General features: G+C 70.2%; 18 protein-coding genes. 12 read left to right on the top strand and 6 right to left on the bottom strand.

The features are described from left to right. Window positions 1-69: 69 nt before the first annotated feature. On the top strand, window positions 70-1,344 hold the full coding sequence (gene purD, locus ACTHL4_RS17675) for a phosphoribosylamine--glycine ligase (RefSeq protein ID WP_440284083.1): 1,275 nt from the start codon (window positions 70-72) through the stop codon (window positions 1,342-1,344). A 91-nt stretch (window positions 1,345-1,435) separates the two neighbouring features. Here the strand turns inward: purD and ACTHL4_RS17670 are convergent, their stop codons facing one another. Further along, window positions 1,436-1,642: a CsbD family protein gene (locus ACTHL4_RS17670; RefSeq protein WP_440284082.1), complete on the bottom strand. Its 207-nt coding sequence runs from the start codon at window positions 1,640-1,642 to the stop codon at window positions 1,436-1,438. A 108-nt stretch (window positions 1,643-1,750) separates the two neighbouring features. Between ACTHL4_RS17670 and ACTHL4_RS17665 the strand changes: the two genes are divergently transcribed. Further along, window positions 1,751-2,641: a phosphoribosylaminoimidazolesuccinocarboxamide synthase gene (locus ACTHL4_RS17665; RefSeq protein ID WP_440284081.1), complete on the top strand. Its 891-nt coding sequence runs from the start codon at window positions 1,751-1,753 to the stop codon at window positions 2,639-2,641. Here ACTHL4_RS17665 and purL read toward each other — a convergent pair. Both purL and ACTHL4_RS17655 read right to left on the bottom strand, forming a co-directional pair. Continuing rightward, complete coding sequence (gene purL / locus ACTHL4_RS17660; RefSeq protein WP_440284080.1) at window positions 2,638-6,537, bottom strand: phosphoribosylformylglycinamidine synthase; 3,900 nt, start codon at window positions 6,535-6,537, stop codon at window positions 2,638-2,640. The genes ACTHL4_RS17665 and purL overlap by 4 nt on opposite strands. A 179-nt stretch (window positions 6,538-6,716) precedes the next feature. Next, window positions 6,717-8,105, bottom strand: a complete 1,389-nt coding sequence (locus ACTHL4_RS17655; RefSeq protein WP_440284079.1) for a serine hydrolase domain-containing protein — start codon at window positions 8,103-8,105, stop codon at window positions 6,717-6,719. A 197-nt stretch (window positions 8,106-8,302) separates the two neighbouring features. Here ACTHL4_RS17655 and ACTHL4_RS17650 point away from each other — a divergent pair, with 197 nt between their 5' ends. The 10 genes from ACTHL4_RS17650 (at window position 8,303) to ACTHL4_RS17605 (ending at window position 24,013) form a co-directional block, all read left to right on the top strand. Continuing rightward, window positions 8,303-9,913 (top strand): ABC transporter substrate-binding protein, encoded by a 1,611-nt coding sequence (locus ACTHL4_RS17650; RefSeq protein ID WP_440284078.1) that lies wholly within the window; start codon window positions 8,303-8,305, stop codon window positions 9,911-9,913. A 528-nt stretch (window positions 9,914-10,441) separates the two neighbouring features. Next, window positions 10,442-12,052, top strand: coding sequence for an ABC transporter substrate-binding protein (locus ACTHL4_RS17645; protein ID WP_440284077.1), 1,611 nt, complete (start codon window positions 10,442-10,444; stop codon window positions 12,050-12,052). A gap of 11 nt (window positions 12,053-12,063) precedes the next feature. Further along, window positions 12,064-13,095, top strand: coding sequence for an ABC transporter permease (locus ACTHL4_RS17640; protein ID WP_440284076.1), 1,032 nt, complete (start codon window positions 12,064-12,066; stop codon window positions 13,093-13,095). Window positions 13,096-13,098: 3 nt separating this feature from the next. Then, window positions 13,099-15,051 (top strand): dipeptide/oligopeptide/nickel ABC transporter permease/ATP-binding protein, encoded by a 1,953-nt coding sequence (locus tag ACTHL4_RS17635; RefSeq protein ID WP_440284075.1) that lies wholly within the window; start codon window positions 13,099-13,101, stop codon window positions 15,049-15,051. Next, window positions 15,048-15,821, top strand: coding sequence for an ABC transporter ATP-binding protein (locus tag ACTHL4_RS17630; protein ID WP_440284074.1), 774 nt, complete (start codon window positions 15,048-15,050; stop codon window positions 15,819-15,821). The genes ACTHL4_RS17635 and ACTHL4_RS17630 overlap by 4 nt, the downstream gene beginning before the upstream one ends. After that, window positions 15,818-19,171: a serine hydrolase gene (locus ACTHL4_RS17625; RefSeq protein WP_440284073.1), complete on the top strand. Its 3,354-nt coding sequence runs from the start codon at window positions 15,818-15,820 to the stop codon at window positions 19,169-19,171. The genes ACTHL4_RS17630 and ACTHL4_RS17625 overlap by 4 nt, the downstream gene beginning before the upstream one ends. A gap of 1 nt (window position 19,172) precedes the next feature. Next, on the top strand, window positions 19,173-20,312 hold the full coding sequence (locus ACTHL4_RS17620) for a M20/M25/M40 family metallo-hydrolase (protein ID WP_440284072.1): 1,140 nt from the start codon (window positions 19,173-19,175) through the stop codon (window positions 20,310-20,312). After that, a complete protein-coding gene (locus ACTHL4_RS17615; RefSeq protein WP_440284071.1) occupies window positions 20,309-21,208 on the top strand; it encodes a GNAT family N-acetyltransferase in 900 nt (299 codons plus the stop codon). The genes ACTHL4_RS17620 and ACTHL4_RS17615 overlap by 4 nt, the downstream gene beginning before the upstream one ends. Next, on the top strand, window positions 21,205-22,311 hold the full coding sequence (gene menC / locus ACTHL4_RS17610) for an o-succinylbenzoate synthase (protein WP_440284070.1): 1,107 nt from the start codon (window positions 21,205-21,207) through the stop codon (window positions 22,309-22,311). Before ACTHL4_RS17615 ends, menC begins: the two co-directional genes overlap by 4 nt. 70 nt (window positions 22,312-22,381) lie before the next feature. Beyond that, window positions 22,382-24,013, top strand: a complete 1,632-nt coding sequence (locus ACTHL4_RS17605; protein ID WP_440284069.1) for a PucR family transcriptional regulator — start codon at window positions 22,382-22,384, stop codon at window positions 24,011-24,013. A gap of 24 nt (window positions 24,014-24,037) precedes the next feature. Here ACTHL4_RS17605 and ACTHL4_RS17600 read toward each other — a convergent pair whose 3' ends face one another. Genes ACTHL4_RS17600 through panD form a run of 3 tightly spaced genes read right to left on the bottom strand, consistent with a single transcriptional unit; the run spans window position 24,038 to window position 25,748 of the window. Continuing rightward, the gene (locus ACTHL4_RS17600) at window positions 24,038-24,460 is read right to left on the bottom strand and encodes a PPOX class F420-dependent oxidoreductase (protein ID WP_440284068.1); all 423 of its coding nucleotides are present in this window, start codon (window positions 24,458-24,460) and stop codon (window positions 24,038-24,040) included. A 33-nt stretch (window positions 24,461-24,493) separates the two neighbouring features. Continuing rightward, entirely contained in the window at window positions 24,494-25,330 is an 837-nt protein-coding gene (locus tag ACTHL4_RS17595; RefSeq protein ID WP_440284067.1) for an Fpg/Nei family DNA glycosylase, read from the bottom strand. Between the two features lie 4 nt (window positions 25,331-25,334). Then, window positions 25,335-25,748 carry an aspartate 1-decarboxylase gene (panD, locus tag ACTHL4_RS17590; protein ID WP_440284066.1) on the bottom strand — a complete coding sequence of 138 codons (414 nt, stop codon included), beginning with the start codon at window positions 25,746-25,748 and terminating at the stop codon, window positions 25,335-25,337. Window positions 25,749-25,891 lie beyond the last annotated feature (143 nt).

The following is a 25,891-nucleotide window of genomic DNA, read 5'->3' as shown; positions in this document are numbered from 1 at the left end:
GGGGCTCCGGACGTCGTCCAGCGATGTCGGCCATCGGGAATCCCCTTCTCCACGTTAGGCTCAAGCCCCGTGAAGGCCCTTGTCATCGGATCCGGTGCTCGTGAGCACGCCATCGTTCGAGGCCTGCTGGGCGACCCGGACGTCACCCAGGTCGACGCCGCGCCGGGCAACCCGGGGATCGCCGTCGTCGCGCAGTGTCATCCGCTGCCGGACCTGACCGACGGGTCGGCTGTCGTGGAACTGGCCCGCAGCCTGGGTAGCGACCTGGTGGTGATCGGCCCGGAGGCGCCGCTGGTCGCCGGAGTCGCCGACGCGGTGCGCGCCGCAGGGATCGCAGCGTTCGGCCCATCCGGCGACGCCGCACAACTGGAGGGCAGCAAGGCCTTCGCCAAGGACGTCATGGCCGCGGCCGACGTGCCGACGGCTCGCTGCTACGTCTGCACCAGCGAAGCGGAGGCGACCGCAGCGCTGGAGGCCACCGGTGCGCCATACGTCGTCAAGGACGACGGCCTGGCCGCCGGCAAAGGGGTCGTGGTGACCGACTCGCGGCAGGACGCGCTGGCGCACGCACGCAGTTGCTTCGCCGCCGGCGGCACCGTGGTGGTCGAGGAGTTCCTGTCGGGTCCGGAGGTGTCGCTCTTCTGCGTCACCGATGGCACCACCGTGCTGCCGCTGGCTCCCGCGCAGGACTTCAAGCGGGTCGGTGATGGCGACGAAGGGCCCAACACCGGTGGCATGGGGGCATATTCGCCGCTGCCGTGGGTGCCGGAGGGACTGGTGGAGGAGGTCGTGACGCGCGTCGCGCAGCCGACGATCGACGAGATGCGCCGGCGTGGCACGCCGTTCTGCGGGGTGCTGTATGTCGGACTGGCGCTGACGACCGCGGGGCCGCGCGTCATCGAGTTCAACGCCCGGTTCGGCGACCCGGAGACCCAGGTGGTGCTGGCCCGGCTGCGTTCACCGCTCGGGGCGCTGCTGCGCGCGTCGGCCGACGGGACGCTCGACGCGCTGCCGCCGCTGGCCTGGCGCGACGAGGCCGCGGTGACCGTCGTCATCGCCAGCGAGGGCTACCCGTCGTCGCCGAAAACCGGTGACCTGATCGCCGGCCTGCCCGACAGCACGGACGAGGCCTACCTGCTGCACGCCGGGACCCGCACGGACGCCGGCGAGCTGGTGTCCGCCGGTGGGCGGGTGCTGTCCGCCGTCGGCGTCGGCCCGTCGCTCGGTGCGGCGCGCGCCGCGGCGTACCGGGTGGTCGACGAGGTGCGCCTGCGCGGGTCACAGCACCGCACGGACATCGCACAGGCCGCGGCCGACGGCACCCTCACGGTGCCGACCGCGTGAGGACGGCAGCCTGAGAACGTGACGGGGCCCGGCGAGCAACTGACTGCTCGCCGGGCCCCGTCGTCTGCCACGGATGCAGGGACGGCGGGTCTCAGTCGAGCGCGTCCTTGGCGTCGCCCACGGCACCCTTCAGGTCGCCGTCCTTGAGGTTCTCGCCGGCCTGCTTGACGTTGGCCGACGACTGCGTGGCCTCGCCCTCGGCCTGCTGGTCCCTGTCCCCTCGTGCCTTGCCCATGGCCTCCTGCGCCTTGCCCTTGGCTTCTTCTGCCAGGTGGCTCATGTTGTCCTTCAGGCCCATCTCGGACTCCTCTTGTCGATGGTGCGATTGCGTTCTGTCCAACGTATGTGGACCGGATTTCATTACCTGCTGACGCCCGCGTTCTCGGCCACTGGAACACTCGGATCCATGAGCGCGATTGAGTTGCCGGGCTTCACGCATGTGTACTCCGGAAAGGTCCGTGATCTCTACACCCCTATGGGTCAGAACGGAGAGCCACGTTCCGACCAGGTGCTGCTGGTCGCTTCGGACCGCATCTCGGCATACGACTACATCCTGTCCACGCCGATCCCGGACAAGGGCAAGGTGCTCACCCAGCTGTCGCTGTGGTGGTTCGAGCAGCTGGAGTCGCTGATCCCGAACCACATCGTCTCGACCGACGTGCCCGAAGCCGTCGCCGGACGGGCCGTGCTGGTCGAGCGCCTGGACATGGTGCCGGTCGAGTGTGTGGCACGGGCCTACCTCACCGGTGGTGGCCTCTCCGAATACGAAGCCACCGGCACGGTGTCCGGGCTGCAGCTGCCCCCCGGCCTGGTGGACGCCTCCCGCTTCGAGGAGGTGCTCTTCACGCCGTCGACCAAGGCCCCGTTCGGCGAACACGACCAGCCGATGCCGTATGCCGACGTCGTCGCCGAAGTGGGTGCCGACCGCGCCGCCCAGCTGCGCGACCTCACCGTGCGGATCCTGGAGCGGGGCAACGAGATCGCCGCCCCCCGCGGCATCCTGATCGCGGACACCAAGGTGGAGTTCGGGATCCGTCCCGATGGCACCGTCGTCTTGGCCGACGAGGTGCTGACCCCCGACTCGTCGCGCTTCTGGCGGGCGGCGGACTGGGAGCCGGGCCGCCGGCAGGCGTCATACGACAAGCAGTTCGTGCGTGACTGGCTCACCTCGGCCGCCAGCGGCTGGTCCAGGGAGTCCGGCCAGGAGCCGCCCGCGCTGCCCGACGAGGTGGTCGAGCAGACCCGCGCGAAGTATGTCGAGGCCTACGAGACGCTCACCGGCAGGACGTTCTCCTAGCCGACGTGTGCGCGGGCGTTGCGGAACATCCGCAACCAAGGGCTCGGCTGGTCGATCGGACCGTCGGTCCAGGACAGCTGGACGTTGCGCTGCACCCGCTCCGGGTGCGGCATCATCGCGGTGAACCGTCCGTCCGGGGTCGTCACCGCGGTCAGCCCGTCCGGTGAGCCGTTGGGGTTGCGCGGGTAGCGCGTGGCCGGCGAACCGTCGGCGTCGACGAAACGCATTGCCTGCTGGACGGTTTGCAGGTTTCCGCGCTCGGTGAAGTCGGCCCGGCCCTCACCGTGGGCCACCGCGATCGGCAGCCGGCTGCCCGCCATACCGGTGAAGAAGATGGACGGTGAGGCGAGCACCTCGACCTGGCTGAGCCGGGCCTCGTACTGCTCGGACAGGTTGCGGGTGAAGCGCGGCCAGTCGTGTGCGCCCGGGATGAGGTCGGCCAGGGCGGCGAACATCTGGCAGCCGTTGCAGATGCCCAGGCCGAAGGTGTCGGGCCGCCCGAAGAAGCCGGCGAACAACTCGTGCAGGCGATCGTTGAACAGCACCGAGCGTGCCCAGCCCTCACCGGCGCCGAGCGTGTCGCCGTAGGAGAACCCGCCGCACGCGACCAGGCCGACGACGTCGGTCAGGTCGTGGCGACCGGCCTGGAGGTCGGTCATGTGCACGTCGACAGCGTCGAATCCGGCGCGGTGGAAGGCGAATGCGGTCTCCACGTGGGAATTGACGCCCTGCTCACGCAGGATCGCGACGCGTGGCTTGACGCCGCGGCCGACGTATGGCGCGGTGATGTCCTCCGACGGGTCGAACGACGGCTGGACGACCAGCCCACCACGGCGGGTGCCGACCTCGGCGTGCTCCTCGTCGGCGCACTCCGGATTGTCGCGCAGCGCACTGATCCGCCAGGAGACCTCGTCCCAGGCGCGGGCCAGTTCGACGGTGGGCTCGCTCAGCACCGGTCGGCCGTCCATGGTGACCTCGAGCGTCGAGGCGGTCGTGGGACGCCCGACGAAGTGTGCGAGGTCGGCCAGGCCGGCGTCGTGCACGGCAGCCTCGACCGCGGCGCGGCGGTCGGCCGGCACCTCGAGCACCGCACCCAGCTCCTCGGTGAAGAGCGCGGCCACGGACGGCACCTCGATCGTGGCGCCGCACCCGCCCGCGAACGCCATCTCGCAGACAGCCGCCCACAGGCCGCCGTCCGAGCGGTCGTGGTAGGCCATCACCAGACCCTGCTCGCGCAGCCGGGCGAGCAGGCGGACCAGGCCGAGCAGGTGGGCGGGATCGGTCAGATCCGCTGGCGCACCACCGAATTCGCCTTGTACCTGGGCAGCGATCGAGCCGCCGAGCCGCGCGTTGCCCGCACCGAGATCGATCAGCAGCAGCTCGGTGCCGCCCTCCGGGTGCAGCTGCGGGGTGAGCGTGCGGCGCACGTCGGGCAATGAGGCGAAGGCCGTGACGACCAGCGAGACGGGCGACCGCACTTCGCGGGGCTCGTCGCCGTCGGTCCACCGGGTGCTCATCGACAGGGAGTCCTTGCCGACCGGCACACCGATGCCCAGAGCTGGGCACAGCTCCATGGCCACTGCGTGGACCGTGTCGTAGAGCGCGGCATCCTCGCCGTCGCGCCCGCACGCCGCCATCCAGTTGCAGGACAACTTCACGCCCTCGAGCGTGGCGACCGGAGCCGCCAGCAGGTTGGTCACCGCCTCGCCGACTGCCATCCGGCCCGAGGCCGGCGCGTCGATGGATGCGATCGGGGTGCGCTCGCCGGTGGACATCGCCTGACCGGTGAATCCGACCAGGTCCGAAAGGGTCACGGCGACATCGGCCACCGGCACCTGCCACGGCCCGACCATCTGGTCGCGATGCGTCAGGCCGCCGACGGTGCGGTCGGCGATGGTGATGAGGAAGCGCTTGCCGGCGACCGTGGGGTGGCGCAGCACGTCATACGCGAGGGAACGCACGTCGGTCGAGGACAGGTCCAACTCGGACGTGCTGCGCTCGACGCGCCGGTCGTCACGCGTCATCCGCGGTGGCTTGCCGAGCAACACCTCCATCGGCATGTCGATGGGAGCCGGGTCTCGATACGCGGCGTCCTCCGCGTTCGACCCGCTTTCGACGACCAGCAATCGGCCGTCGTCGGCAGCGGTGCCCACGACGGCGAAGGGGCACCGTTCGCGAGCGGCGAGCTCGACGAACCGGTCCAGCGCATCAGGTGCGATCGCAAGGACATACCGCTCCTGCGACTCGTTGCACCAGATCTCCTTGGGCGACAGGCCCTTCTCTTCCAGCGGGACGGCGGACAGGTCGAACCGTGCACCGAGGCCGGCGTCGTCGACGAGCTCGGGAAAGGCGTTGGACAGGCCACCGGCGCCGACGTCGTGGACGGCCAGGATCGGGTTGGCGTCGCCGAGTGACCAGCAGTGGTTGATGACCTCCTGGGCGCGCCGCTCGATCTCGGGGTTGCCGCGCTGCACGGAGTCGAAGTCGAGCTCGGCGGCATTGACCCCGGACGCCATCGACGACGCGGCACCGCCGCCCATCCCGATCCGCATGCCGGGGCCGCCCAGCTGCACCAGCAGCGATCCGGCGGGGAAGCGGATCTTCTCGGTCTGATCGGCGCTGATCGCACCGAGCCCACCGGCACTCATGATCGGCTTGTGGTAGCCGCGCCGCACGCCGTCGACGGTCTGTTCGTAGACCCGGAAGAAGCCGCCCAGCCCGGGACGGCCGAACTCGTTGTTGAAGGCCGCCGCGCCGATCGGGCCGTCGAGCATGATGTCGAGCGGTGTCGCCAGATGGCCTGGGGCGCCATACGACTCGCGCTCCCAGGGCTCGTCGGTGTCCGGCAGGTTGAGGTTGGACACCACGAAGCCGGTCAGCCCGGCCTTGGGTTGCGACCCGCGCCCGGTGGCGCCCTCGTCGCGGATCTCACCGCCGGCGCCGGTGGCTGCGCCGGCGAACGGTGAGATGGCCGTCGGGTGGTTGTGGGTCTCCACCTTCATCAGCACGTGGACGTCATCGGGTCGTTCGACGTAACTGCTGGGCGCGTCAGGGGATTGGGGCAACCAGCGGGTGATCCGGTCGCCGGCCATGATGGAGGCGTTGTCCTTGTAGGCGACCACGGTGCCCTGGCCGGACACCTGCTCGGTGTGCCGGATCATGCCGAACAGCGACGACGTCTGCGCCTCGCCGTCGATGACGAAGTCGGCGTTGAAGATCTTGTGCCGGCAGTGCTCGGAATTGGCCTGCGCGAACATCATCAGCTCGACGTCGGAGGGGTTGCGCCGCAGGCCGCGGAAAGCGTCGACCAGGTAGTCGATCTCGTCGTCGGAGAGTGCGAGCCCCAAGTCGGTGTTGGCGGCCTCGAGCGCGGAACGGCCGCCCTCGAGGACGTCGACGCGTTGCAGCGGCTCGGCGTCGGGTTCCTGGAAGAGTGCGGCGACGGCATCGCGCGAGCCGAGCACCGTCTGCGTCATCGGGTCGTGCAGCAGTCGCAGGACCCGGAGTTGCTCGTCGGAGGTCATTTCGCTCGTGGTGAGGGTGAATTCGGTGACCCGCTCGACCCGGTGGATGGCCAGGCCGCAGCTGTGCGCGATGTCGGTGGCCTTGGACGCCCAGGGGGACACGGTGCCGAGTCGTGGTCCGACCACGACGGTCTCGACCGACCCGGTGACGGGCTCGTGTGCCGGACCGTAGGTCAGCAGGTCGTGCACCCGCTGACGGGTGGCGGTGTCCATCACCGCGTCGGTGGCCACGACGTGCAGGAAGCGGGCGCCGACCGCAGTGACCTGCGGCGCGACCTGCCGGATGCGCGCGAGCAGGGCCGCCCGGCGGAACGCGGACAGGGCCGAGCCCCCGTCGAAGGTGGTCAGCACCGGGCCGTGGGTCGGCGTCATGGGATGTGAAGGCTCCTCGACGAGGCGGAGTGTGGCGGGTCCAGGGTATCGAGCGGCCCGCGCAGCCTCAGGGGAGCATCAACTCGACGCCGGCGGCCACCGCGAAAGCAGCTCCGGTCGGTGCGATCGCCTGCCCTCGTCCGGCAGCGAGTATGCCGCCGACGCCGAGTGCGTCCCGCTCACGCGGTCACGCGGCGGTCGGCACGCCCGGTGTGCAGGTAGAGAGCGCGGCCGTGTCCGTCGTCGCCGACGAAGGCGTGCGGCATGTACATGCCCATCGTCGGAGTGCTCGGCAGGAGGGTGTCGCCGCGCCAGGGCAGCAACTCGACCGGCTCCGGGTTCGGCGCCATCTCGGCGAAGATGCCCTTCATCACCTGCTCCAGCCAGATGCGGCCCTGCTGGTCGACCGTGACCGTCGAGTCCGACACCGACGAGCTGTAGGTGCCCTCGATCCGGTGCGGGGCCGGCGCCGGGCCGGTCGCCTCCTGGGGTGCGGGGTTCGCCGGGACGACGACACCGGTGAGTTCGCTGAGGATTCGAGGAATGAGCGCGTCATACAGGGTGAACGGGTTGCCGCCGTTGGTGAGGATCGCGACCGCGACGTCCTGGTCCGGCACCAGCCGCAGGAAGGACGCCTGGCCGACGGTGTTGCCGTCGTGCCCGATGACGGGGCCGCCGTCCCACGCGTTGTACTCCCAGCCCAATCCCCAGTCGGTGCCGAGCAGTCCGAGGTCCGGGAGGTGGACCTGCGGCTGCTGCATCGCCGTGGTCGAGGCCTGGGACAGCACCCTGGTGCCGTCCGGCGCCGTGCCGCCCGCCATGTGCATGGCCGCGAAAGTCACCAGGTCCCGAGCACTCATCGACAGCATCGACCCCGCCGGGGAATTGGAGCGGGCCAGGTTCCAGGCCGGCGCCGGCACGAAGTCGCCATCCGGTCCGGGGACGTGTCCGAGCGCCGCGCGGAAGCGGATCGCCTCGTACGCATCGGTCGCGAAGTGCGCCATACCGAGTGGTTCGGCGATGCGCTCCCGCAGGACGGTGTTGTACGGCGCGCCCCGCAGCACCTCCACCAGGCGGCCGAGCATGATGAAGCCGGCGTTGTTGTAGGAGAAGCGTTCACCCGGCGGGAAGAGCTGCGGTGCCTTCGCGAGCAACGGCACGAATTTCTCCACGCAGTCGTCGCCCATGCCGGTGTCGTCGAAGTAGTCACCCTCGAAACCTGCTGTGTGGCAGAGCAATTGCCGCACCGTGAGGCTGGCCGCGGCATCCTCGTCCGCGATGACGAAGTCGGGGACATAGGTCCGGAACGGCCGGTCCAGGTCGACCAGCCCGTCGTCGACCAGTTGCATCACCAGGGTCGCGGTGAACACCTTGGTGGCAGAGCCGATCTGGAACACGGAGTCGTCGGTGGCTGCGACGTCGGTCCCCTTGTTCAGCACTCCCGTCGCGTGACTCACCACCGTGCCGTCGGCGAGTATGGCGACGGCGGCGGCAGGGATCTGTGCCTCATCGATGAGACGGGGCAATGCGGCGCCGAGCCAGGAATCCAGCTCTTGCAGTGTCGACATGGTCTTCCTCTCGCGATCGACCGACCGGACAGCAGTCACCGGCCGACACCCAGTGAAGTCGATGCGCGCCGACCGTGCCTTGTCCGCGGCGACAACATGGCGCACACCGATTCGTCGCGCGCGACGAACCACCGCCACCGGACCGGGGGCAGGCTGGCCGGCAACGGTTGCATCCCGCCTCGCACAAGGAGCGCCACATGGCCAGTTCAACCACTCGCAGCTCCATGACGTGGGGGCTGCTCGCCGGCGGCTGTGCCGTCGTCGTCGCCATCAGCGGGTGCTCCTCAGGATCGCAGGGCGCCACCGGCTCCCGATCCGGTGGCAAGGTGATCGACGGTGCGACGTTCGCGATGGCGCTGAACTCCGACCCGGGCAACCTGGATCCGCAGGGATCGGCGTCCAACAACGTGCTGCAGATTGCGGCGCTGGCCTACGACTCACTGGTCAGTGTGAGCGCGAAAGGCACCATCCAGCCGCAGCTGGCCAGCAGCTGGAAAGTCAGCGGCAAGACCGTCAGCCTGACGCTGAAGCAGGGGGTCACCTGCTCGGACGGCTCCGCCTTCACCGCTGCGCAGGCGGCGCAGAACATCAACTACGTCGGAGACCCGAAGAACAAGAGCCCGCTCGCGGGCGCCTTCCTCCCGGCGGGGGCCACGGCCGAAGCGGCGGGCAGCACGGTCACGATCACGCTGCCGGGTGCTGCTCCGTTCGTCCTCAACGGCCTGGCCTCGTTGCCGATGGTGTGCGCCAAGGGCATGGCCGACCGCACGTCGCTGAGCCGGTCGACCGACGGCACCGGTCCCTACCAGCTGACCAACGCCACACCCAACAGCTCCTACACCTTCGTCAAGCGGGCCGGTTACCGCTGGGGACCGGCGGGCGCGAAGACCTCGACCGCGGGTATGCCGGCGAAGATCGAGCTGCGCGTCATCACCAACGAGTCGACGGCGGCCAACCTGATGCTGTCCGGGCAGCTCAATGCGGGCACGTTCATCGGCCCCGACATCTCCCGGTTGCAGTCGGCGGGGCTCTTCTCCGTGTCGACCGCGACGATCATCGGGGAGACGTGGTTCAACCACGCGGCGGCCCGCGCCACTTCCGATCCGAAGGTGCGTCAAGCACTTGCGATGGCCACCGACAACACGCAGCTGCAGAAGGTGCTGACCTCGGGCCGCGGGTCCGCGCCGACCACCTTCGCCGTCTCACCGCCGGCCGCATGCACCGGCAATTCGGTCGCCCCGGCGATGCCGACATTCGATCTGGCGAAGGCGAAGTCGCTCCTCGAGGCGGACGGCTGGACCGCCGGGTCGGGTGGCTACCGCAGCAAGGGCGGCAAACAACTGTCGGTCCGGTTCCTCTACAGCACGACCTTCGGGTCGGCCGGTTCATCGGCCGCCGAGCTCGCCGCCGCGCAGTGGAAGAAGCTCGGGGTGAAGGTGGATATGGCGGGACAGGACACCAATACGCTGTTGTCGACCATTTTCACGACCGGCAACTGGGACATCGGCTGGGTGCCCTTGAACGTCAATTCCCCCGATCAACTGGTCGGTTTCATGTCCGGCCCGGCGGCGCCGAAGGGCAACAACTTCGCGGGGATCGACAACCCGACATACCGGGCCGAAGTGGCGAAGGCGGAGACCATGGCCGGTGCAGCCGGTTGCGGTCATTGGCTCGCCGCGGAGAGCAGCCTGGTCAAGGCCGCCGACGTCATACCGTGGGCCAACCAGAACCGGCTGACCTTCGGCAAGGGAACGACGTTCGAACTCAACGGCGTCCTGCAGCCGACCAGCATCCGCATGGTCCGCTGACCTCTGCCGGGGCCCGAACCCCTCGGCCGGGGAGGTCTGGTCCAGTACTCCGGCGCCGTACCAAACCTTCCCCGGGGCAGAGATCGGTACGGGTCCGGCTCCCAGCACGTACCAAACCTTCCCCTGGGGAGACTTTGGTACGGGTCCGGCTCCCAGCCCGTACCAAACCTTCCCCTGGGGAGACTTTGGTACGGGTCCGGCTCCCAGCCCGTACCAAACCGTCCCCTGGGGAGACTTCGGTACGGGTCCGGCTCCCGGCCCGCAGCCCGTACCAAACCTTCCCCGGGGCAGAGATCGGTACGGGCCCGGCCCGCAGCCCGTACCAAACCTTCCCCAGGGCAGACATCGGTACGGGTGTATGGCGCCCCGGGCGTCGACGGGCGCGGATGGTGGGCAACGACAAGTCCGGGCCATGCATTTCGTCGCGCTGCACGAACCGCGGCCGGCGGCACGGGGGCAGGCTGTTCGACCATCACCGCCCGCTCGGTACCGGACCCCGAGTACGAGCACCCGAGTACGAGGAGCGTCATGCGCACGTCGAACCGCAATCGCCGCGGGCTTGCCGTCCCGCTCGCCGTCGGATGTGCCACGGTCACCGCGATCACCGGATGTTCAGTTGGCGGCAGCTCGGCCGGTGGCTCCGGATCGGTCGTCACCGGAGGCACCTTCACCCTCGGCATGAGCTCGGACCCCGGCAACCTGGATCCGCAGATGAACACCTCCAGCGCCCTCTTCCAGATGAGCATGCTGGCCTACGACTCGCTGCTCGGGCAGGACTCGCACGGCAAGATCGTGCCCCAGCTGGCCAGCTCCTGGAAGGTGGCCGGCAAGAAGGCGACGCTGACCATCGCACCGGGCATCACCTGCTCCGACGGTTCGGAGTTCACCGCGGCGACCGCCGCTGCGAACATCAACTTCATCACCGACCCCAAGAACAAGAGTCCGTTCGCCGGTGTCTTCATCCCGGCCGGAGCGAAGGCGACCAGCGACACAGCCGGCAACACCGTGACGCTGACCGTCCCAACGCCGGCACCCTTCATCCTCAACTCGCTGGCGACCATGCCGATGGTGTGCGCCAAGGGCCTGACCCACCGCGCGTCGTTGGCCGCCGCGAGCGACGGCACCGGCCCTTACGTCCTCGAGCAGGCCCAGCCCAACAGCCGATACACCTTCCGTAAGCGCGCCGGGTACAGCTGGGGTCCGGCCGGAGCCGGCACCGCGACCAAGGGCATGCCGGACAAGGTCGTGGTGCAGATCGTCCCGAACATGAGCACCCAGGCCAACCTGCTGCTCGCCGGCCAACTCAACGCGGCCACCATCACCGGCCCGGACCTCAAGCGCGTGCAGGCGGCGAAGCTCTACTCGGTCGCCTCACCGGCCGTCGTCGGGCAGCAGTGGTTCAACCACAACTCGACACGTCCGACCGTCGACCCGAAGGTGCGCGAGGCACTGAGCCGGGCCGTGGACTACACCGAATTGCGGCGGGTCCTCACCTCCGACCAGGGATCGGCGCCCACGACGTTCGCCGCCACCTCGCCGGCCGTGTGCCCCGGCAACTCGATCGGCCCGGCGCTGCCGAAGACCGATCTGGCCGGAGCCAAGGCACTGCTGGAGGCCGACGGCTGGGCCATGGGTACCGACGGCTACCGGCACAAGGGCGGCCGGCAACTCGCCCTCACCTTCGTCTACAACACCGACTCCGGAGCTGCGGGTGCGTCGGCGGCCGAATTGGCCGCGGCGCAGTGGAAGAAGCTGGGCGTCAACGCCACCCTGACCCCGCAGGACCATGCGACCCTGATCAGCACGTTGTTCAGCACCGGCAACTGGGACATCGCCTGGGAAGGCCTCAATGTCAGCGCGCCCGACCAATTGATCGGCTTTCTCTCCGGGCCGGTCGCACCGAACGGCAGCAACTTCTCCGGCGTGCACAACGCCACCTACAACAGCAAGGTCGCGCTGGCCGAGACCCAGCAGGGCCGGGCGAGCTGCCCGGCGTGGCTGGCCGCCGAAGCCGGCCTCGTCGAGAACTTCGACGTCATCCCGTTCGCGAACCTGAACGCCTACACCTTCGGCAAGGGCGCGACGTTCCAGCAGGTCGGCGGCGATCTCCTGCCGACCACGTTCCGGATGTTCCGCTGAGGTCCGCGGCCGTGACAACCACCTCATCGGCAACTTCCTCAACCACCCCGCCGGCTCCGGTCGCGCCGGCCCGCCCGACGGCATCCGGTCTGCGGGACAACGCGTGGGTGCGCTTCGGGATCCGGCGTGCGGGCCAACTGCTCGTCTCGTTGTGGGCGCTGGTCACGGCGTCGTTCCTGATGATTCACCTGGTGCCCGGCGATCCCGTGCGGGCGTCGCTCGGTATGACGGCGCCGCAGGCGCTGGTCAACGCGCGGCGGCAGGAGCTGGGGCTCGACGACCCGCTCCTGGTGCAGTACTGGCACTACCTGGGCGACCTCTTCTCCGGCGACTTCGGCATCTCCATGTCGTCACAACTGCCGGTGTCACAGGTCATCTCGCAGCGGCTGCCCGCGACCCTGTCCCTCGCGGTGGCCGCGTTCGTGCTGGCGCTGCTGATCGCCATACCGCTCGGCGCGCTCATGGGGGTGCTCACCCGCGGCGGCCGCGCGCAGCGCACCGAGCTCGGCTTCACCACCGTGAGCGTCATCATCGGTGCCATCCCCGACTTCGTCGTGTGCGTCATCCTGGTCTGGATCTTCGGGGTGAACCTGCACCTGCTCCCCGTGGCCGGCAAGTTCGGGCTGGACTCCTACGTGCTGCAGGTGGTCGCTCTGGCGGTCGGCCCCGGCGTGATCCTGGCCCGGATCCTGCGCGTGGAGATGATCGCGGTGCTGCGCGCCGACTACGTCCGGACGGCGCGCGCCAAGCGGCTGCCGGCCGTCACCATCTACCTCAAGCACGCGCTGCCGAACGCGCTGACCGCGACGCTGACGCTCAGCGGGCTGTTGCTCAGTGGACTCATCGCCGGCACGGTCCTGGTCGAGAACGTCTTCGCCTGGCCGGGACTGGGCAGCACCATCGTGTCGTCCATCCAGAACAAGGACTACCCCGTCGTACAGGCCATCGTGCTGGTGTATGGCGTACTGGTGCTGCTGATCAACCTGGTCGTCGACATCGCGCTCGCGCTGCTCGATCCACGTTCGACGATCCGGGAGAACTGAGCCATGGCAGCCAATCTCGCGACGGAGATCGTCTCGACCAGGACACGACGCGGCAACCGCTCCAGGTGGCTGACGGTGGTCGCGACACCCGTGGGAGCCGCCGCGACGGTGGCGCTGTCCGCGCTGCTGCTGCTCGCGGTCGTCGCCCCGATGCTCTGGTCGGACTGGGCGAACCGGACGGACACCGCGCAGATCCTGCACGGCCCCTCAAGCGAACACTGGGCGGGCACCGACAACCTGGGCCGGGACATCCTCGCGCGGGTGCTGGTCGCCACCCGGCTGTCGGTCGAGCTGGCACTCCTCGCCACGCTGATCATGGTGGCGGCCGGCCTGGTGCTCGGCACCCTCGGCGTGCTCTTCGGCCGACGGGTCGGACGGGTCGTGGCGGCGGTGATCAACATCGCGGTCGCGTTCCCGGGGCTGCTGTTGGCGCTGTTCTTCGCGGTCATCTTCGGGATCGGCACCAAGGGAGCCGTGCTGGCGATCGGATTCGCCGGTGCACCCGGTTTCGCCCGGCTGGTCCAGACGCTGGTCGCCGGGGTCGAGCCGCGCGATTTCGTGCTCGCCGCCCGCGTCGCCGGCGTCAACCGGTTCCGGATCCTGGTGCGGCACGTGCTGCCGAACGTCGGGGAGGCGCTGATCGTGAACGCCACGATCGGCGCGGGTGCCGCCCTGCTGGCCTTCGCCGGGCTGTCCTTCCTCGGGCTCGGCGTGCAGCCGCCGAACTACGACTGGGGGCAGCTGCTGGGCAACGGCCTGACCGGCATCTTCGAGCACCCGATCGCCGCACTGGCACCCGGCATCGCCGTGGTGCTGGCCGGGCTGGCGTTCAACTTCTTCGGCGAGGCGATGGCCAAGGGCATCGGCGTCACCACCACCCTCGGCAAGCTGCGGCTGCCGGTGGTCAAGCCTCCGGAGGAGGGCGCCATACCCAGGAAGGAGCACGCCGACGACGTGGTGCTGCGGGTGCAGGATCTGCGCGTCAGCTTCCCGACCGCGCACGGGGCGATCACCCCGGTCCGCGGTGTCAGCTTCGGTATGGCGCGTGGCGAGGCCGTCGGCGTCGTCGGCGAATCCGGATCGGGCAAGTCGCTGACCGCGCTCGCGGTTGCTCAGCTGATCGAGCGACCGGCCCGGGTCAGCGCCACCGAACTCAGCTTCCTGGGCACGGACCTGCGCCGCGGCGCCACCCGTGCCGACCGCGAGCTGCTCGGCATCCGCTTCTCGATGATCTTCCAGGACCCGATGACGTCGATGAACCCCACGCTGCGCGTCGGCGGCCAGCTGGCCGAGGTCGCCCGCCGGCACGGTGGCCTCTCCCGGGCGCAGGCGACGGACCGCGCCGTCGACCGGCTGGACGCGGTGCAGATCCCGGATCCGAAGCGGCGGGCCGGCCAGTATCCGCACGAGTTCTCCGGCGGCATGCGGCAACGCGCGATGATCGGCATGGGCCTGATGGGCGACCCGGCGCTGATCGTCGCCGACGAGCCGACGACCGCCCTGGACGTGACCGTGCAGAGCCGGGTGCTGCAGCTGCTGGAATCGATCCGCCGGGAGCAGGACGTCGCGCTGCTGCTGATCAGCCACGACATCTCGGTGGTGCGGCAGGTGTGCGACCGCGTGCTGGTGATGTATGCCGGGCAGATCGTCGAGGACCTGCCGACGCAGGACCTGCATGCGTCGGCCCGCCACCCCTACACCCGCGCACTCATCTCGGTGGTGCCGGACATGCACACCGCGCTGGACGAGCCGCTGGCCGTCATACCGGGCCGGGCGCCGGACCCGGCGTCGTTCCCGGCCGGATGCGCCTTCGCCGCGCGCTGCCCGCTGGCCACCGACCGCTGCCGGGAGCAGATGCCGCCACTGGAGACCGACGCCGCCGGCCGGCGGGTGGCGTGCTGGCACGCCGACCAGCCGCAGCCGCTGACTCCGGAGAAAGCGAAGGCCGTGTCATGACTCAACTGCGCTTCGAGCACGTGTCCGTGCACTACGGCAGCCAGCGGCACGGCACGACGGCGGTGGACGACGTCAGCCTGACCGTGCCGGACGGCGAGATCGTCGGACTGGTGGGCGAATCCGGTTCCGGAAAGTCCACGCTCGGTCGCGCCGCGGTCGGGCTGGCACCGCTGTCCGGCGGCCGGATCACCCTCGACGGCGAGCCGGTGCCGTTGCGCGGCGCCCGCCGGCCGATCCAGATGGTCTTCCAGGACCCGTCCTCGTGCCTCGACCCGCGGATGACGATCGGCGCGAGCCTGCGCGAGACCATCCCGCGGCGGAACGCCGGCGGTGCGCCGCCGACCGACCGGGCCAAGGAGGTGACCCGGCTGCTGGACCTGGTGCAACTGGACCCCGACCTCGCCGCTGCCTACCCGAGCCAGTTGTCCGGGGGACAACGCCAACGCGTCGGCCTGGCCCGGGCGCTCGCCGCACGTCCGCAGGTCGTCATCGCCGATGAGATCACCTCGGCGCTCGACGTATCGGTGCAGGGCGCCGTCCTGAACCTGATCCGCGACCTGCAGCGTGAGCTGTCCACCTCGATGCTGTTCATCTCGCACAACCTGGCGGTCGTGCGGTACGTCGCCAGCAGCATCGCCGTCATGCGCCACGGCCGCATCGTCGAACACGGCCCGGCCGCCGAGGTTCTCACCAATCCCCAGCAGCCCTACACCCAGGAGCTGCTGGCCGCCATACCCGACTCCGTCCATCCCACGAGGAGAGCATCATGACCCGTCGCCTGCGCATCGCCGATCTGGCGGACATCGCGATCCCGGAGCAACCCGCTCTGTCCCCGGACGGTCACCGGGTGGCCTACGTGCTGCGGACCCAGGACCTGACCGCCGACAAACCCGTCACCAGCCTGTGGCAGGTCGGCACCGACGGCACGGCACCGGTGCGGCTGACCCAGGGACCCGCCGACAGCGCGCCGGCCTGGTCGCCGGACGGGTCGCAACTCGCCTTCCTGCGTGCGTCGGACGGACCGCCGCAGGTGTGGTTGCTGCCGGCCACGGGTGGCGAGGCCGCCCAGCTGACCGAGCTGCCGCTCGGCGCGGGCGCGCCGGTGTGGAGCCCGGACGGCACGCGCATCGCCTTCGCAGCGCCGGTGGACCGGGCCGCCCCGCAGGACGGTAAGGACAGCTCCGCCGCGCCGATCGTCACCAGCCGGGTCGACTACCAGGCCGACGGCGCCGGCTACCTGCGCCAGATGCGCAACCAGCTGCACGTCGTCACCGTGGCGGACAAGGCGTGCCGGCAGGTCACCGACGGCGATTGGCATGCAGGAGAACCGGATTGGTCGCCCGACGGCACACACCTCGCCTTCCCGGCCGGTATGGCGGACGACGCGGACCTGCGGCTGGTCATCCCGGTCTACCGGGTCGACGTCTCCGGCTCCTGGTCGCAGCCGGAGCTGCTCGGCTTCGCCGACGGAGTCGCGCAATCAGCGACCTGGACCGCTGACGGCACGGAACTGCTGGTCATCGGCAGTGCCACCGGCCCGACCGGTCAGGCGGGTCTCTACCGGTTGCCGGCAGAGGGGGCCGCCGCGGTGCCCGCCGCCGAACTCGTCGACCTCGCCGGGCCGCTGGACCGCAACGTGATGAGCGGAGGCCCGGCATACCCGGGCGCCGCGCCGCAACTGATCGACGACGACCGCGCCGTGCTCTTCTGCGTCCGTGACCGCGGCTGCACCCACCTCTACCGGGCCGACCTCGGGACGGGCGCACCGGAGTTGGTCCTGGGCGGCGCCGACCGGGTGGTCGCCGGGGCGTCGGCCGCCGGCGGGACGGTCGCCGTGGTGCTCAGCACCCCGACCTCGCTCGGCGAGGTCGTCACCCTGGACCTGGCGACCGGTGAGCAGGTCGTGCGGACCGAGCACGGCGCGCCGCTGGCGGACGTCGAGTGGTTCCAACGTGATTCACGCGAGTTCCACATCTCCGACGGCACCGTCGTGCAGGGCTGGTTGATGCGGGACCCGGCGCGGACCGGGCCACGCCCGCTGCTGCTGGACGTGCACGGTGGCCCGCACAACGCGTGGAACGGCGCCGCCGACGACATGCACCTCTACCACCAGGAGCTGGTCGCGCGCGGCTGGAACGTGCTGCTGCTCAACCCGCGCGCCAGCGACGGCTACGGTGCCGGCTTCTTCAGCGCGACCGTCGGCGCATGGGGCACCGGCGACGCCGCGGACTTCCTCGAGCCGCTGGACGCACTCGTCGCCGAAGGCATCGCCGACGCCGACCATCTCGCGATCAGCGGTTACAGCTATGGCGGTTTCATGACCTGCTACCTGACCAGTCGCGACTCGCGCTTCGCGGCCGCCGTCACCGGTGGGGTGTGCGCCGACCTGCAGAGCCTCGCGGGAACCTCCGACGCAGGGCATCTGCTGGCGGCATACGAACTGGACGAGCCGACCCGGCAGCCGTCGGCGCGGATGGACGCGATGTCGCCGTTCAGCAAGGTCACCGACGTGACCACACCGACCCTGGTCCTGCAGGGTGCGGCCGACGTGCGCTGCCCGGTCGGCCAGGCGCAACAGTGGTTCTCCGCGCTGCGGGAGCAGGGCGTGCCCACGACATTGGTGCTCTACCCGGAGGGGTCGCACCTCTTCCCGGTGAACGGCCGGCCGTCGCACCGGGTCGACTTCAACCACCGCGTCCTGGACTGGGTCGAGCAGTATGCCGGCACCGGCGCCCGGCGTCCGAAGCTGGACCGGGCCCACTGGCAGCGCCGGCTGACGACGCTGGCCCGCCGGCACAAGGTGCCCGGCGCCCAACTCGGGATCTTGCGGCTCGACGAGTCGCAGGACGACCTGATCGAGGTGGCGACCGGCGTGCTCAACGTCGACACCGGCGCCGAGGTGACACCCGACTCGCTCTTCCAGATCGGCTCGATCACCAAGGTCTGGACCGCGACCGTCGCGATGCAGCTGGTCGACGAGGGGAAGCTGTCGCTGGACGCACCCGTGCTCGACGTGCTGCCCGAGCTGGAGCTCGCCGACCCCGAGGTGACCAAGCAGGTCACCCTGCGGCACCTGCTCACCCACACCAGCGGCATCGACGGTGACATCTTCACCGACACCGGGCGCGGCGACGACTGCCTGAGCAAGTATGTCGACCTGCTCGCTGACGCAGCGCAGAACCATCCGCTCGGAGCGACCTGGTCCTACTGCAACTCCGGCTTCTCGATGATCGGCCTGATGATCGAGAAGGTCACCGGTCAGACGTGGGACACGGCGATCCGTGAGCGGTTGTTCACCCCGCTGGGGCTGAAGTGCACGGTCACCCTGCCGGAGGAAGTGTTGCTGCACGGTGCCGCGGTCGGGCACCTCGGAGAGGGTGACGAGCCGGCCAGGGTCGCGCCCATCTCATTCCTGCCGCGCTCGGTCGGGCCGGCCGGACTCATCTCCTCCACGGTCGGCGACGTGCTGGCCTTCGCCCGGATGCATTTGATGGGCGGTGCGTCCCCGGACGGCGGCTCGGTGCTGCGCCCGGAGACCACCGCGGCGATGCAGGAACAGCACGCGCAGTTGCCGGACACGCACTCGCTCGGTGACTCCTGGGGGCTGGGCTGGATCCGCTTCGGCTGGTCGGGGCAGCGTCTCTTCGGGCACGACGGCAACACGATCGGCCAGTCGGCGTTCCTGCGGGTGCTGCCCGGGCAGAAGCTCGCGGTCGCGCTGCTGACCAACGGCGGCAACACCCGCGACCTCTATCAGGACCTCTACCGCGAGATCTTCGCCGAGGTGGCCGGGATCGAGATGCAGGAACCGCTGGCGCCCCCGGCCGAGCCGGTCGACGTGGACATCACGCCGTGGGTGGGCACCTACCGCCGTGAGTCGATGACCATCGAGGTCCTCGCGGACGCGGTGGGGCCGCGGCTGCGGGCCACGGTGAGCGGCCCGGTCGCCGCGACGATGGAGGACCCGACCGAGGAGGCGCGGCTGGTGCCGGTGGACACCGACTTGTTCGTGATGCGTCTGCCGGGGGTCGAGACGTGGACGCCCGTGACGTTCTACCGGCCCGACGGGCAGCGGCGTTACGTCCACTTCGGGGCACGCGCCACGCCGGAAGTCTCCTGACGTGGAGTTGCTCCAGCGCTTCGAGGACGCACTGCCGCGGATCGTCGACGACATACGGACACTGGTGCGTTGCGAGTCGCCCTCGGATGATCTGGCGGCAGTGGCCGCGAGTGCCGAGCTGACCGCCGAGCTCGGCACTGCCCGGCTCGGGCACGAACCGGAGCGCATCGTGCTGGACGGCCGGACCCATCTGCGGTGGCGTCTCGGGGCCGGCCCGCGGCGGGTGCTGGTGTTGTGTCATCACGACACGGTCTGGCCGGTCGGGAGTCTGGCGACGCACCCGTGCGAGGTGACCGATGGGGTGCTGCGCGGTCCGGGTTGCTTCGACATGAAGACCGGGACGGTGATGGCCCTGCATGCGCTGGCGACGCTGCCGGACACCGACGGTGTCACCGTCCTGGTGACCGGTGACGAGGAGCTCGGTTCGCCGAGCTCCCGGTCGCTGATCGAGGACGAGGCGCGTGGCTGCGACGCCACCCTGGTGCTCGAATCCGCAGGGCCCGCAGGGGCGTTGAAGACCGAACGGAAGGGCGTCTCGCTCTATCGGGTGGCCGCGGCCGGACGGGCGGCGCACGCCGGTCTCGAGCCCGAGAGGGGAGTGAACGCGAGCCTCGAGCTGGCCTGCCAGCTCACCCGGGTCGCCGCGCTGAGCCGGCCCGAGCTGGGCACCACCGTCACCCCCACGGCGCTGCACGCGGGAACCACCACCAATACCGTGCCGGCGAGCGGGCACTTCGCGGTCGATGTGCGCGCCCGCACCGCAGCGGAGCAGGAGCGTGTCGACACCGTTATCAGGTCGCTGCAGCCGCACCTGCCCGGAGCGCAGTTGGAGATCACCGGTGGACCGAATCGTCCGGTGCTGGAAGCGGTTTCGTCCGCTGCGCTCTTCGAACGGGTATGCCGCATTGCGGCCGAGCAGGGTCTCCCGACGCCGGCGCAGGTGTCGGTCGGGGGCGCCTCGGACGGCAACTTCACCGCCGGTGTCGGCGTACCGACGCTCGACGGCCTGGGCGCCAGCGGCGGCGGGGCGCACGCCGACGACGAACATGTGCTGGTGGGCGAACTACCTTCTCGCATCGCCCTGTTGGCCGCACTGCTGGCGGATCTGCTCGGCATTCCGCAGGGTTCGGTGGACCGGTGACGAGCCTGGACGCGCCGGCGATCCTGGCCGAGGAGCAGGCCACCCGGGCCGCCCGTGCCGCCGGCATCACCGTCCGCACGGCGACCGGACTGAACGAACTCACTGCGGTCGAGGAGCTCTACGAACAGATATGGCGTTCGCAGGACAACGCGCCGATCGGCACCGAGATGCTCCGGGCGCTGTCGAAGGCCGGCAACTACATCGGTGTCGCCCACGCCGGTGACGCGATGGTCGGAGCGTGCGTGGGCTTCTTCGCACCGCCGTCCGATCGCACCCTGCACAGCCACATCGCCGGGGTGCTGCCGCGCAGCGCCCGTCGCGGCGTCGGCTACGCGCTGAAGTTGCACCAGCGGGCCTGGGCACTGCGCCGGGGGATCGACGTCATCGAATGGACCTTCGACCCGTTGATCGCCCGCAACGCCTACTTCAACCTGGTCAAGCTCGGCGGACGGCCGGCGGAGTATCTGCCCAACTTCTACGGCGGGATGCGGGACCGGATCAACACCGGCGACGACACCGACCGGCTGCTGCTGCAATGGCACCTGCAGGCCCCCGCGGTGGTCGCCGCCTGTTCCACGCACTGGCAGCCACTGCAGGTCGCCCGGCTGGACGGGCCCGGTTGCGCGGTGGCCCTCGGACGCGGGACGGCCGGGGAGCCGATCCCCGGGGTCACGGACGCGCCGACCCTGCTCGTCGCCGTCCCGCCCGACGTGGAACAGCTGCGCGGCAGCGACCCGGCACTGGCGACGGCGTGGCGGTTCGCCGTGCGCGACGCGCTCGGCGGACTGCTTGCCCGCGGTGCCCGTGCGCGCGCCTTCACCCGGGACGGCTGGTACGTGCTCGAGACCGGCACACCGGAGACCCCGAATCACCGACGAGGAAAGACAACGCCATGAAGCTGACCGGAATCGAACTGCGCCGCGTGGCGATGCCGTTGGTCGCGCCCTTCCGGACTTCGTTCGGGGTGCAACACGCACGCGACATCTTGCTGGTCCGTGCCGTCGGTGACCAGTCGGAGGGCTGGGGCGAATGCGTCGCGATGAGCGACCCGCTCTATTCGCCCGAGTATGTCGACGCCGCCGCCGACGTGATGCGTCGCTTCCTCATCCCGGCGCTCGCGCAGCCGGACCGGCTCGACGCGGCCCGGGTCGGCACGCTGCTGCACGGCTTCAAGGGACACCGCATGGCCAAGTGTGCGCTGGAGGCCGCCGTCCTGGACGCCGAACTGCGGGCCGAGGGCCGGCCGCTGGCCAGAGAACTGGGTGCAGTCCGGGAGCAGGTGCCGTGCGGCGTCTCGGTGGGGATCATGGACTCGGTCCCGCAGCTGCTGGACGCGGTCGGTGGTTACCTGGAGGCCGGTTATGTGCGGATCAAGCTCAAGATCGAGCCGGGTTGGGACGTCGAGCCGGTCCGCGCGGTCCGCGAACGGTTCGGGGACGACGTGCTGCTCCAGGTGGACGCCAACACGGCATACACGCTGGCCGACGCGGGGCAGCTGGCGCGACTGGATCCCTTCGAGCTGCTGCTGATCGAGCAGCCACTCGACGAGGAGGACGTGCTGGGCCACGCCGAGCTGGCGAAATCGGTGCGCACGCCGATCTGCCTGGACGAGTCGATCACGTCCGCCGCGACGGCGGCCGCGGCGATCAGGCTGGGTGCCTGCCGGATCGTCAACATCAAGCCCGGTCGGGTCGGCGGCTATCTCGAGGCGCGCCGCATCCACGACGTATGTCGCGCGCACGGCATCGCGGTCTGGTGCGGCGGCATGCTGGAGACCGGCATCGGCAGAGCCGCGAACGTCGCGCTCGCGGCGCTGCCCGGCTTCACCCTGCCCGGCGACACGTCCGCGTCGGACCGGTATTTCAGCACCGACCTGACCGAGCCGTTCGTGCTGCAGGACGGGCACCTGCCGGTGCCGACCGGTCCCGGGCTCGGCGTTGCGCCGCAGCCGGACCGGCTGGCCGAGTTCACCACGTCCACCGAATGGATCCCGCTGTAACACAACGATTTTCAGCAGGACCGCCCGCACGGTACGCGGGACCTTGTAGCGTCATCTGGTGGTGGTGTCGATGAGCGGACGGCCCGGAGCCGACCTGACGCGGCTGCTCGAGGAGCTGGGCAGCACGCTGCTCGAGCTCGTGCATGCGCCGGCGTCCTCACCCGGCGGCGTCCGCGGCCCCATCTCGGCCGCACCGATCCATGACCCGGTCGACCGGGAACAGGTCCTCCCCGATGCACTGGTGCTCGGTGTCGGCGTGTCCGGCACCGACCGGATCGTTGCGTTGCTGCGCGACCTCGGTGAACAGGCAGCGGCCGGGCTCGTCGTCCGTGCGCCGGTCGCCCCGGACCCGCAACTACGGGCCGCCGTCGAGGAGAGCGGTGTGGCGCTGTTGGCCTTCACGCGAGGTGCGTCCTGGACGCAGCTGAGCGCGCTGCTGCGGGCGTTGCTCGCCGAGGGCGAGGTCGGCGCCACCGAGTCGGAGACCCTGGGCGGGTTGCCGTCCGGCGACCTGTTCGCGGTGGCGAACGCGATCGCGGCCCTGCTGGACGCACCGATCACGATCGAGGACCGCAACTCCCGTGTGCTGGCCTTCTCCGGGCGCCAGGACGAGGCCGATTCGTCTCGAGTCGAGACCATCCTGGGGCGCCAGGTGCCCGAGCGTTATGCACGCCTGCTGTCCGAGCAGGGGGTCTTCCGCGAGCTCTATCGCACCGACCAGCCCGTCTACATCGAGCCGCTGCCGGCGACGGGCGTCACCATGGCGCGTGCCGCGATCGCGGTCCGTGCCGGCGACGAACTGCTCGGTTCCCTGTGGGCGGCGGTGCACGAACGGCTCAGCCCCGAGCGGCATCGCGCCTTCTGTGAGGCGGCCAAACTCATCGCCCTGCACCTGCTGCAACAGCGTGCCGGATCCGATGTCGAGCGACGGCTGCGGGCCGACCTGTTGGGGACCGCCCTGGAGGGCGGCGTCGGCGCGCGCGGTGCCCTCGACCGTCTGGGCCTGGCGGATCAGCCCATGGTGGTGCTGGCGCTCACGGTCGACGGTCAGGCCACCCCGAGCGGCCCGGCCGGCGCCGAGGTGGTCGGCGAGCGGCAGCGGTTGAGTGACGCCTTCGCGATGCACCTGGGTGCGGTCCACCCGTCGTCGGCCGTGGCCGCCCTCAGCGACGTCGTCTACGGGCTGGTGCCGCTGCCGCACCAGGGCGAGCGGTATGCCGTCGGCATCGCGACCGAGTTCTTGGACCGCATCGGCGGCCGTGGGCAGCATGCGTTCATCGGCGTGAGCCCGGTCGCCGAGGACATCTCGGGGCTGGCGCGTGCCCGAGGTGCGGTGGACCGCGTGCTGCGGGTGCTGCGCGAGCGCAAGGGTCCCCGGGTGGCGCAGTTGGCGGACGTGCACGTGGAGTCGTGGATGCTCGAACTGCGGGACCTTGTGGCGGCCCGTGGTGACCAGCCGACCGGGCCGGTCGCCCGGCTGCTGTCCTACGACGCCGCCCACAACACCAGCCTGGTGCAGACCCTTCGCGCCTGGCTGGACAACTTCGGCGACACCGTTGCGGCGTCGGCCAGCGTGTACGTGCACCCCAATACGTTCCGTTACCGACTGCGCCGTGTCGCCGAGATCGGCCAGCTCGACCTGGACGACTCCGAAGCCCGCTTCGCGGCGATGCTGCAGTTGCGCGCCGTCGTCTCGCGCTGACCGCTCCGGCCCACGCGCGGTGGTTCAGCGGACCAGGCCGTAGACCCGCTCCACCCGCAGGTGCAGCGGCACCCGGTGATCGGCGACCATCGCGCGACGATAGTCGTCCCAGTCGTCGTGCTCACCGGCGATGGACCGGTAGATCGACACCAGTTCGTCGGCGCTGGCGTCGTCCGCAGCGGCCGCGACCGGCAGGACGCTCGCCGTCACGTCGGCGGCGGCATACGACCAGCCCTCCTTGGCATTGACGAGCACCGTGGCACGCCGATCACGGCGCAGATTGGCGGTTTTCGCGCGACCGTCGGTGACCGATACGCGGATCAGGTCGCGTTCGCGGTCGTAGGTGTAGCTGACGTTGGACAGTTGCGGTCGCCCGTCGCGGCGGATCGTGGCGAGTGTGGCCAAGTTGCTGTCGGCGAGCAGGTCGCGCAATGCGTCGTCGGTCATGGTCCCCATCTTGCCGCGTGTCGGGCGAGATGGTCAGTCCCTGACGGTGCGCCTGCGAGACCGAGGCTGGCACTGCTTGCACCAGAAGAGGTTCCGGCCGGCGAGGATCGTGGTGCTGACCGGCGTGCCGCACACGAGGCACGCCTGGCCGGCCCGGCGGTAGACGTAGACCTCGCCGCCGTGCTTGTCGACCCGCGGGTCACGCCCCATCGCCTCGGGAGTGTGCTCCGGGTGGACGGTGTCGATCCGGCCGTCGCGCACGCCCAGGGGCATCAACTCGATCAGGTCGTCCCACAGCAGGTCGAATTCCGCACCGCGCAGGAACTTCCCGGGCATGAACGGGTCGATGTGGTGCCGATAGAGCGTCTCGGCGCGGTAGATGTTCCCGACACCGGCGAAGATCTTCTGGTCCATCATCAGCACGCCGATCGGACTGGCGGATCTGCGGATCCGGGCCCGCGCGACCTCGGGGTCGGCGTCGGCGCGCAGCGGGTCGGGGCCGAGCGCGGCGACCGTCGCGGCAATCTGCTCGGGCGAACTCAGCTCGCACACGTTGGGCCCACGCAGCTCCATGGTGACGTCCGGGGTGAAGGCGGTCAGCCGCCAGCGGGCGTTGTCGGTCGCCGGGTCGGCTTCGGGGAAGAAGGAGAACTTCCCGATCAGTCCGAGATGGATGTGCACCTGCTCGGGCAGGTCCTCGAACGCGATGTACATGTGCTTGCCGAAGGCCTGGGCGGTGTCGAAGACGTGGCCGTCGACCAGCACGGCGCCGGTGAACTTGCCCTGCGGAGAGGTGGATCGCACTTGTCTGCCACCGAACTCACGGTTGAGCTCACCGCTGATGCGGTGGGTGACATGTCCCTCCGGCATACGTTCAGGAGGCGACGCGTGCGGACTTCAGGCCGCTGCCGGCGGGGGCGAAGCCGGGGTCGTCGCCGATGGAGACCTGCTTGTTGGTGGCGTCGACGAAGACGACCGAACCCTTGAAGTTGCGTGCTTCGGCGTCGTCGACCTGGCCGTAGCCGATGATGATGACCAGGTCGTCGGGCGCCACCAGGTGCGCCGCGGCGCCGTTGATGCCGATGATGCCGCTGCCCGCCTCACCGGTGATGACGTAGGTCGACAGGCGGCTGCCGTTGGTGACGTCGACGACGTCGACCTTTTCGCCCTCGAGCAGGTCCGCGGCGTGCATGAGGTCGGCATCGATGGTGATCGAGCCGACGTAGTCCAGGTCGGCCTGGGTCACGGTCGCGCGGTGGATCTTGGACTTCATCATCGTCCGGAGCATGGAGTAGAGGGTACCGGCGGTACCGGCGGTCTCCCACCGACCCGACCCGTCTGACCCAGAGGCGTAGAAAACGACCGAGAGGATGACCGGCTCGGGGTGCTTCGGTCATCCTCGCGGTCAGTAGGGGCTCCGCTCGGGCAGGA

The sequence above is a fragment of the Flexivirga sp. genome, from assembly GCF_051955415.1.
Lineage (GTDB): Bacteria > Actinomycetota > Actinomycetes > Actinomycetales > Dermatophilaceae > Flexivirga.
Note: the sequence above shows the minus strand (reverse complement) of the source record. Positions and strands in the feature narration are given on the sequence as shown.

Excerpts from the sequence above, each read along its gene's own strand:
- ACTHL4_RS17670 (WP_440284082.1), bottom strand. The coding sequence starts at position 1,642 with ATGGGCCTGAAGGACAACATGAGCCACCTGGCAGAAGAAGCCAAGGGC.
- ACTHL4_RS17665 (WP_440284081.1), top strand. The coding sequence starts at position 1,751 with ATGAGCGCGATTGAGTTGCCGGGCTTCACGCATGTGTACTCCGGAAAG.
- purL (WP_440284080.1), bottom strand. The coding sequence starts at position 6,537 with ATGACGCCGACCCACGGCCCGGTGCTGACCACCTTCGACGGGGGCTCG.
- ACTHL4_RS17655 (WP_440284079.1), bottom strand. The coding sequence starts at position 8,105 with ATGTCGACACTGCAAGAGCTGGATTCCTGGCTCGGCGCCGCATTGCCC.
- ACTHL4_RS17650 (WP_440284078.1), top strand. The coding sequence starts at position 8,303 with ATGGCCAGTTCAACCACTCGCAGCTCCATGACGTGGGGGCTGCTCGCC.
- ACTHL4_RS17645 (WP_440284077.1), top strand. The coding sequence starts at position 10,442 with ATGCGCACGTCGAACCGCAATCGCCGCGGGCTTGCCGTCCCGCTCGCC.
- ACTHL4_RS17635 (WP_440284075.1), top strand. The coding sequence starts at position 13,099 with ATGGCAGCCAATCTCGCGACGGAGATCGTCTCGACCAGGACACGACGC.
- ACTHL4_RS17630 (WP_440284074.1), top strand. The coding sequence starts at position 15,048 with ATGACTCAACTGCGCTTCGAGCACGTGTCCGTGCACTACGGCAGCCAG.
- ACTHL4_RS17625 (WP_440284073.1), top strand. The coding sequence starts at position 15,818 with ATGACCCGTCGCCTGCGCATCGCCGATCTGGCGGACATCGCGATCCCG.
- menC (WP_440284070.1), top strand. The coding sequence starts at position 21,205 with ATGAAGCTGACCGGAATCGAACTGCGCCGCGTGGCGATGCCGTTGGTC.
- ACTHL4_RS17605 (WP_440284069.1), top strand. The coding sequence starts at position 22,382 with ATGAGCGGACGGCCCGGAGCCGACCTGACGCGGCTGCTCGAGGAGCTG.
- ACTHL4_RS17600 (WP_440284068.1), bottom strand. The coding sequence starts at position 24,460 with ATGACCGACGACGCATTGCGCGACCTGCTCGCCGACAGCAACTTGGCC.
- ACTHL4_RS17595 (WP_440284067.1), bottom strand. The coding sequence starts at position 25,330 with ATGCCGGAGGGACATGTCACCCACCGCATCAGCGGTGAGCTCAACCGT.
- panD (WP_440284066.1), bottom strand. The coding sequence starts at position 25,748 with ATGCTCCGGACGATGATGAAGTCCAAGATCCACCGCGCGACCGTGACC.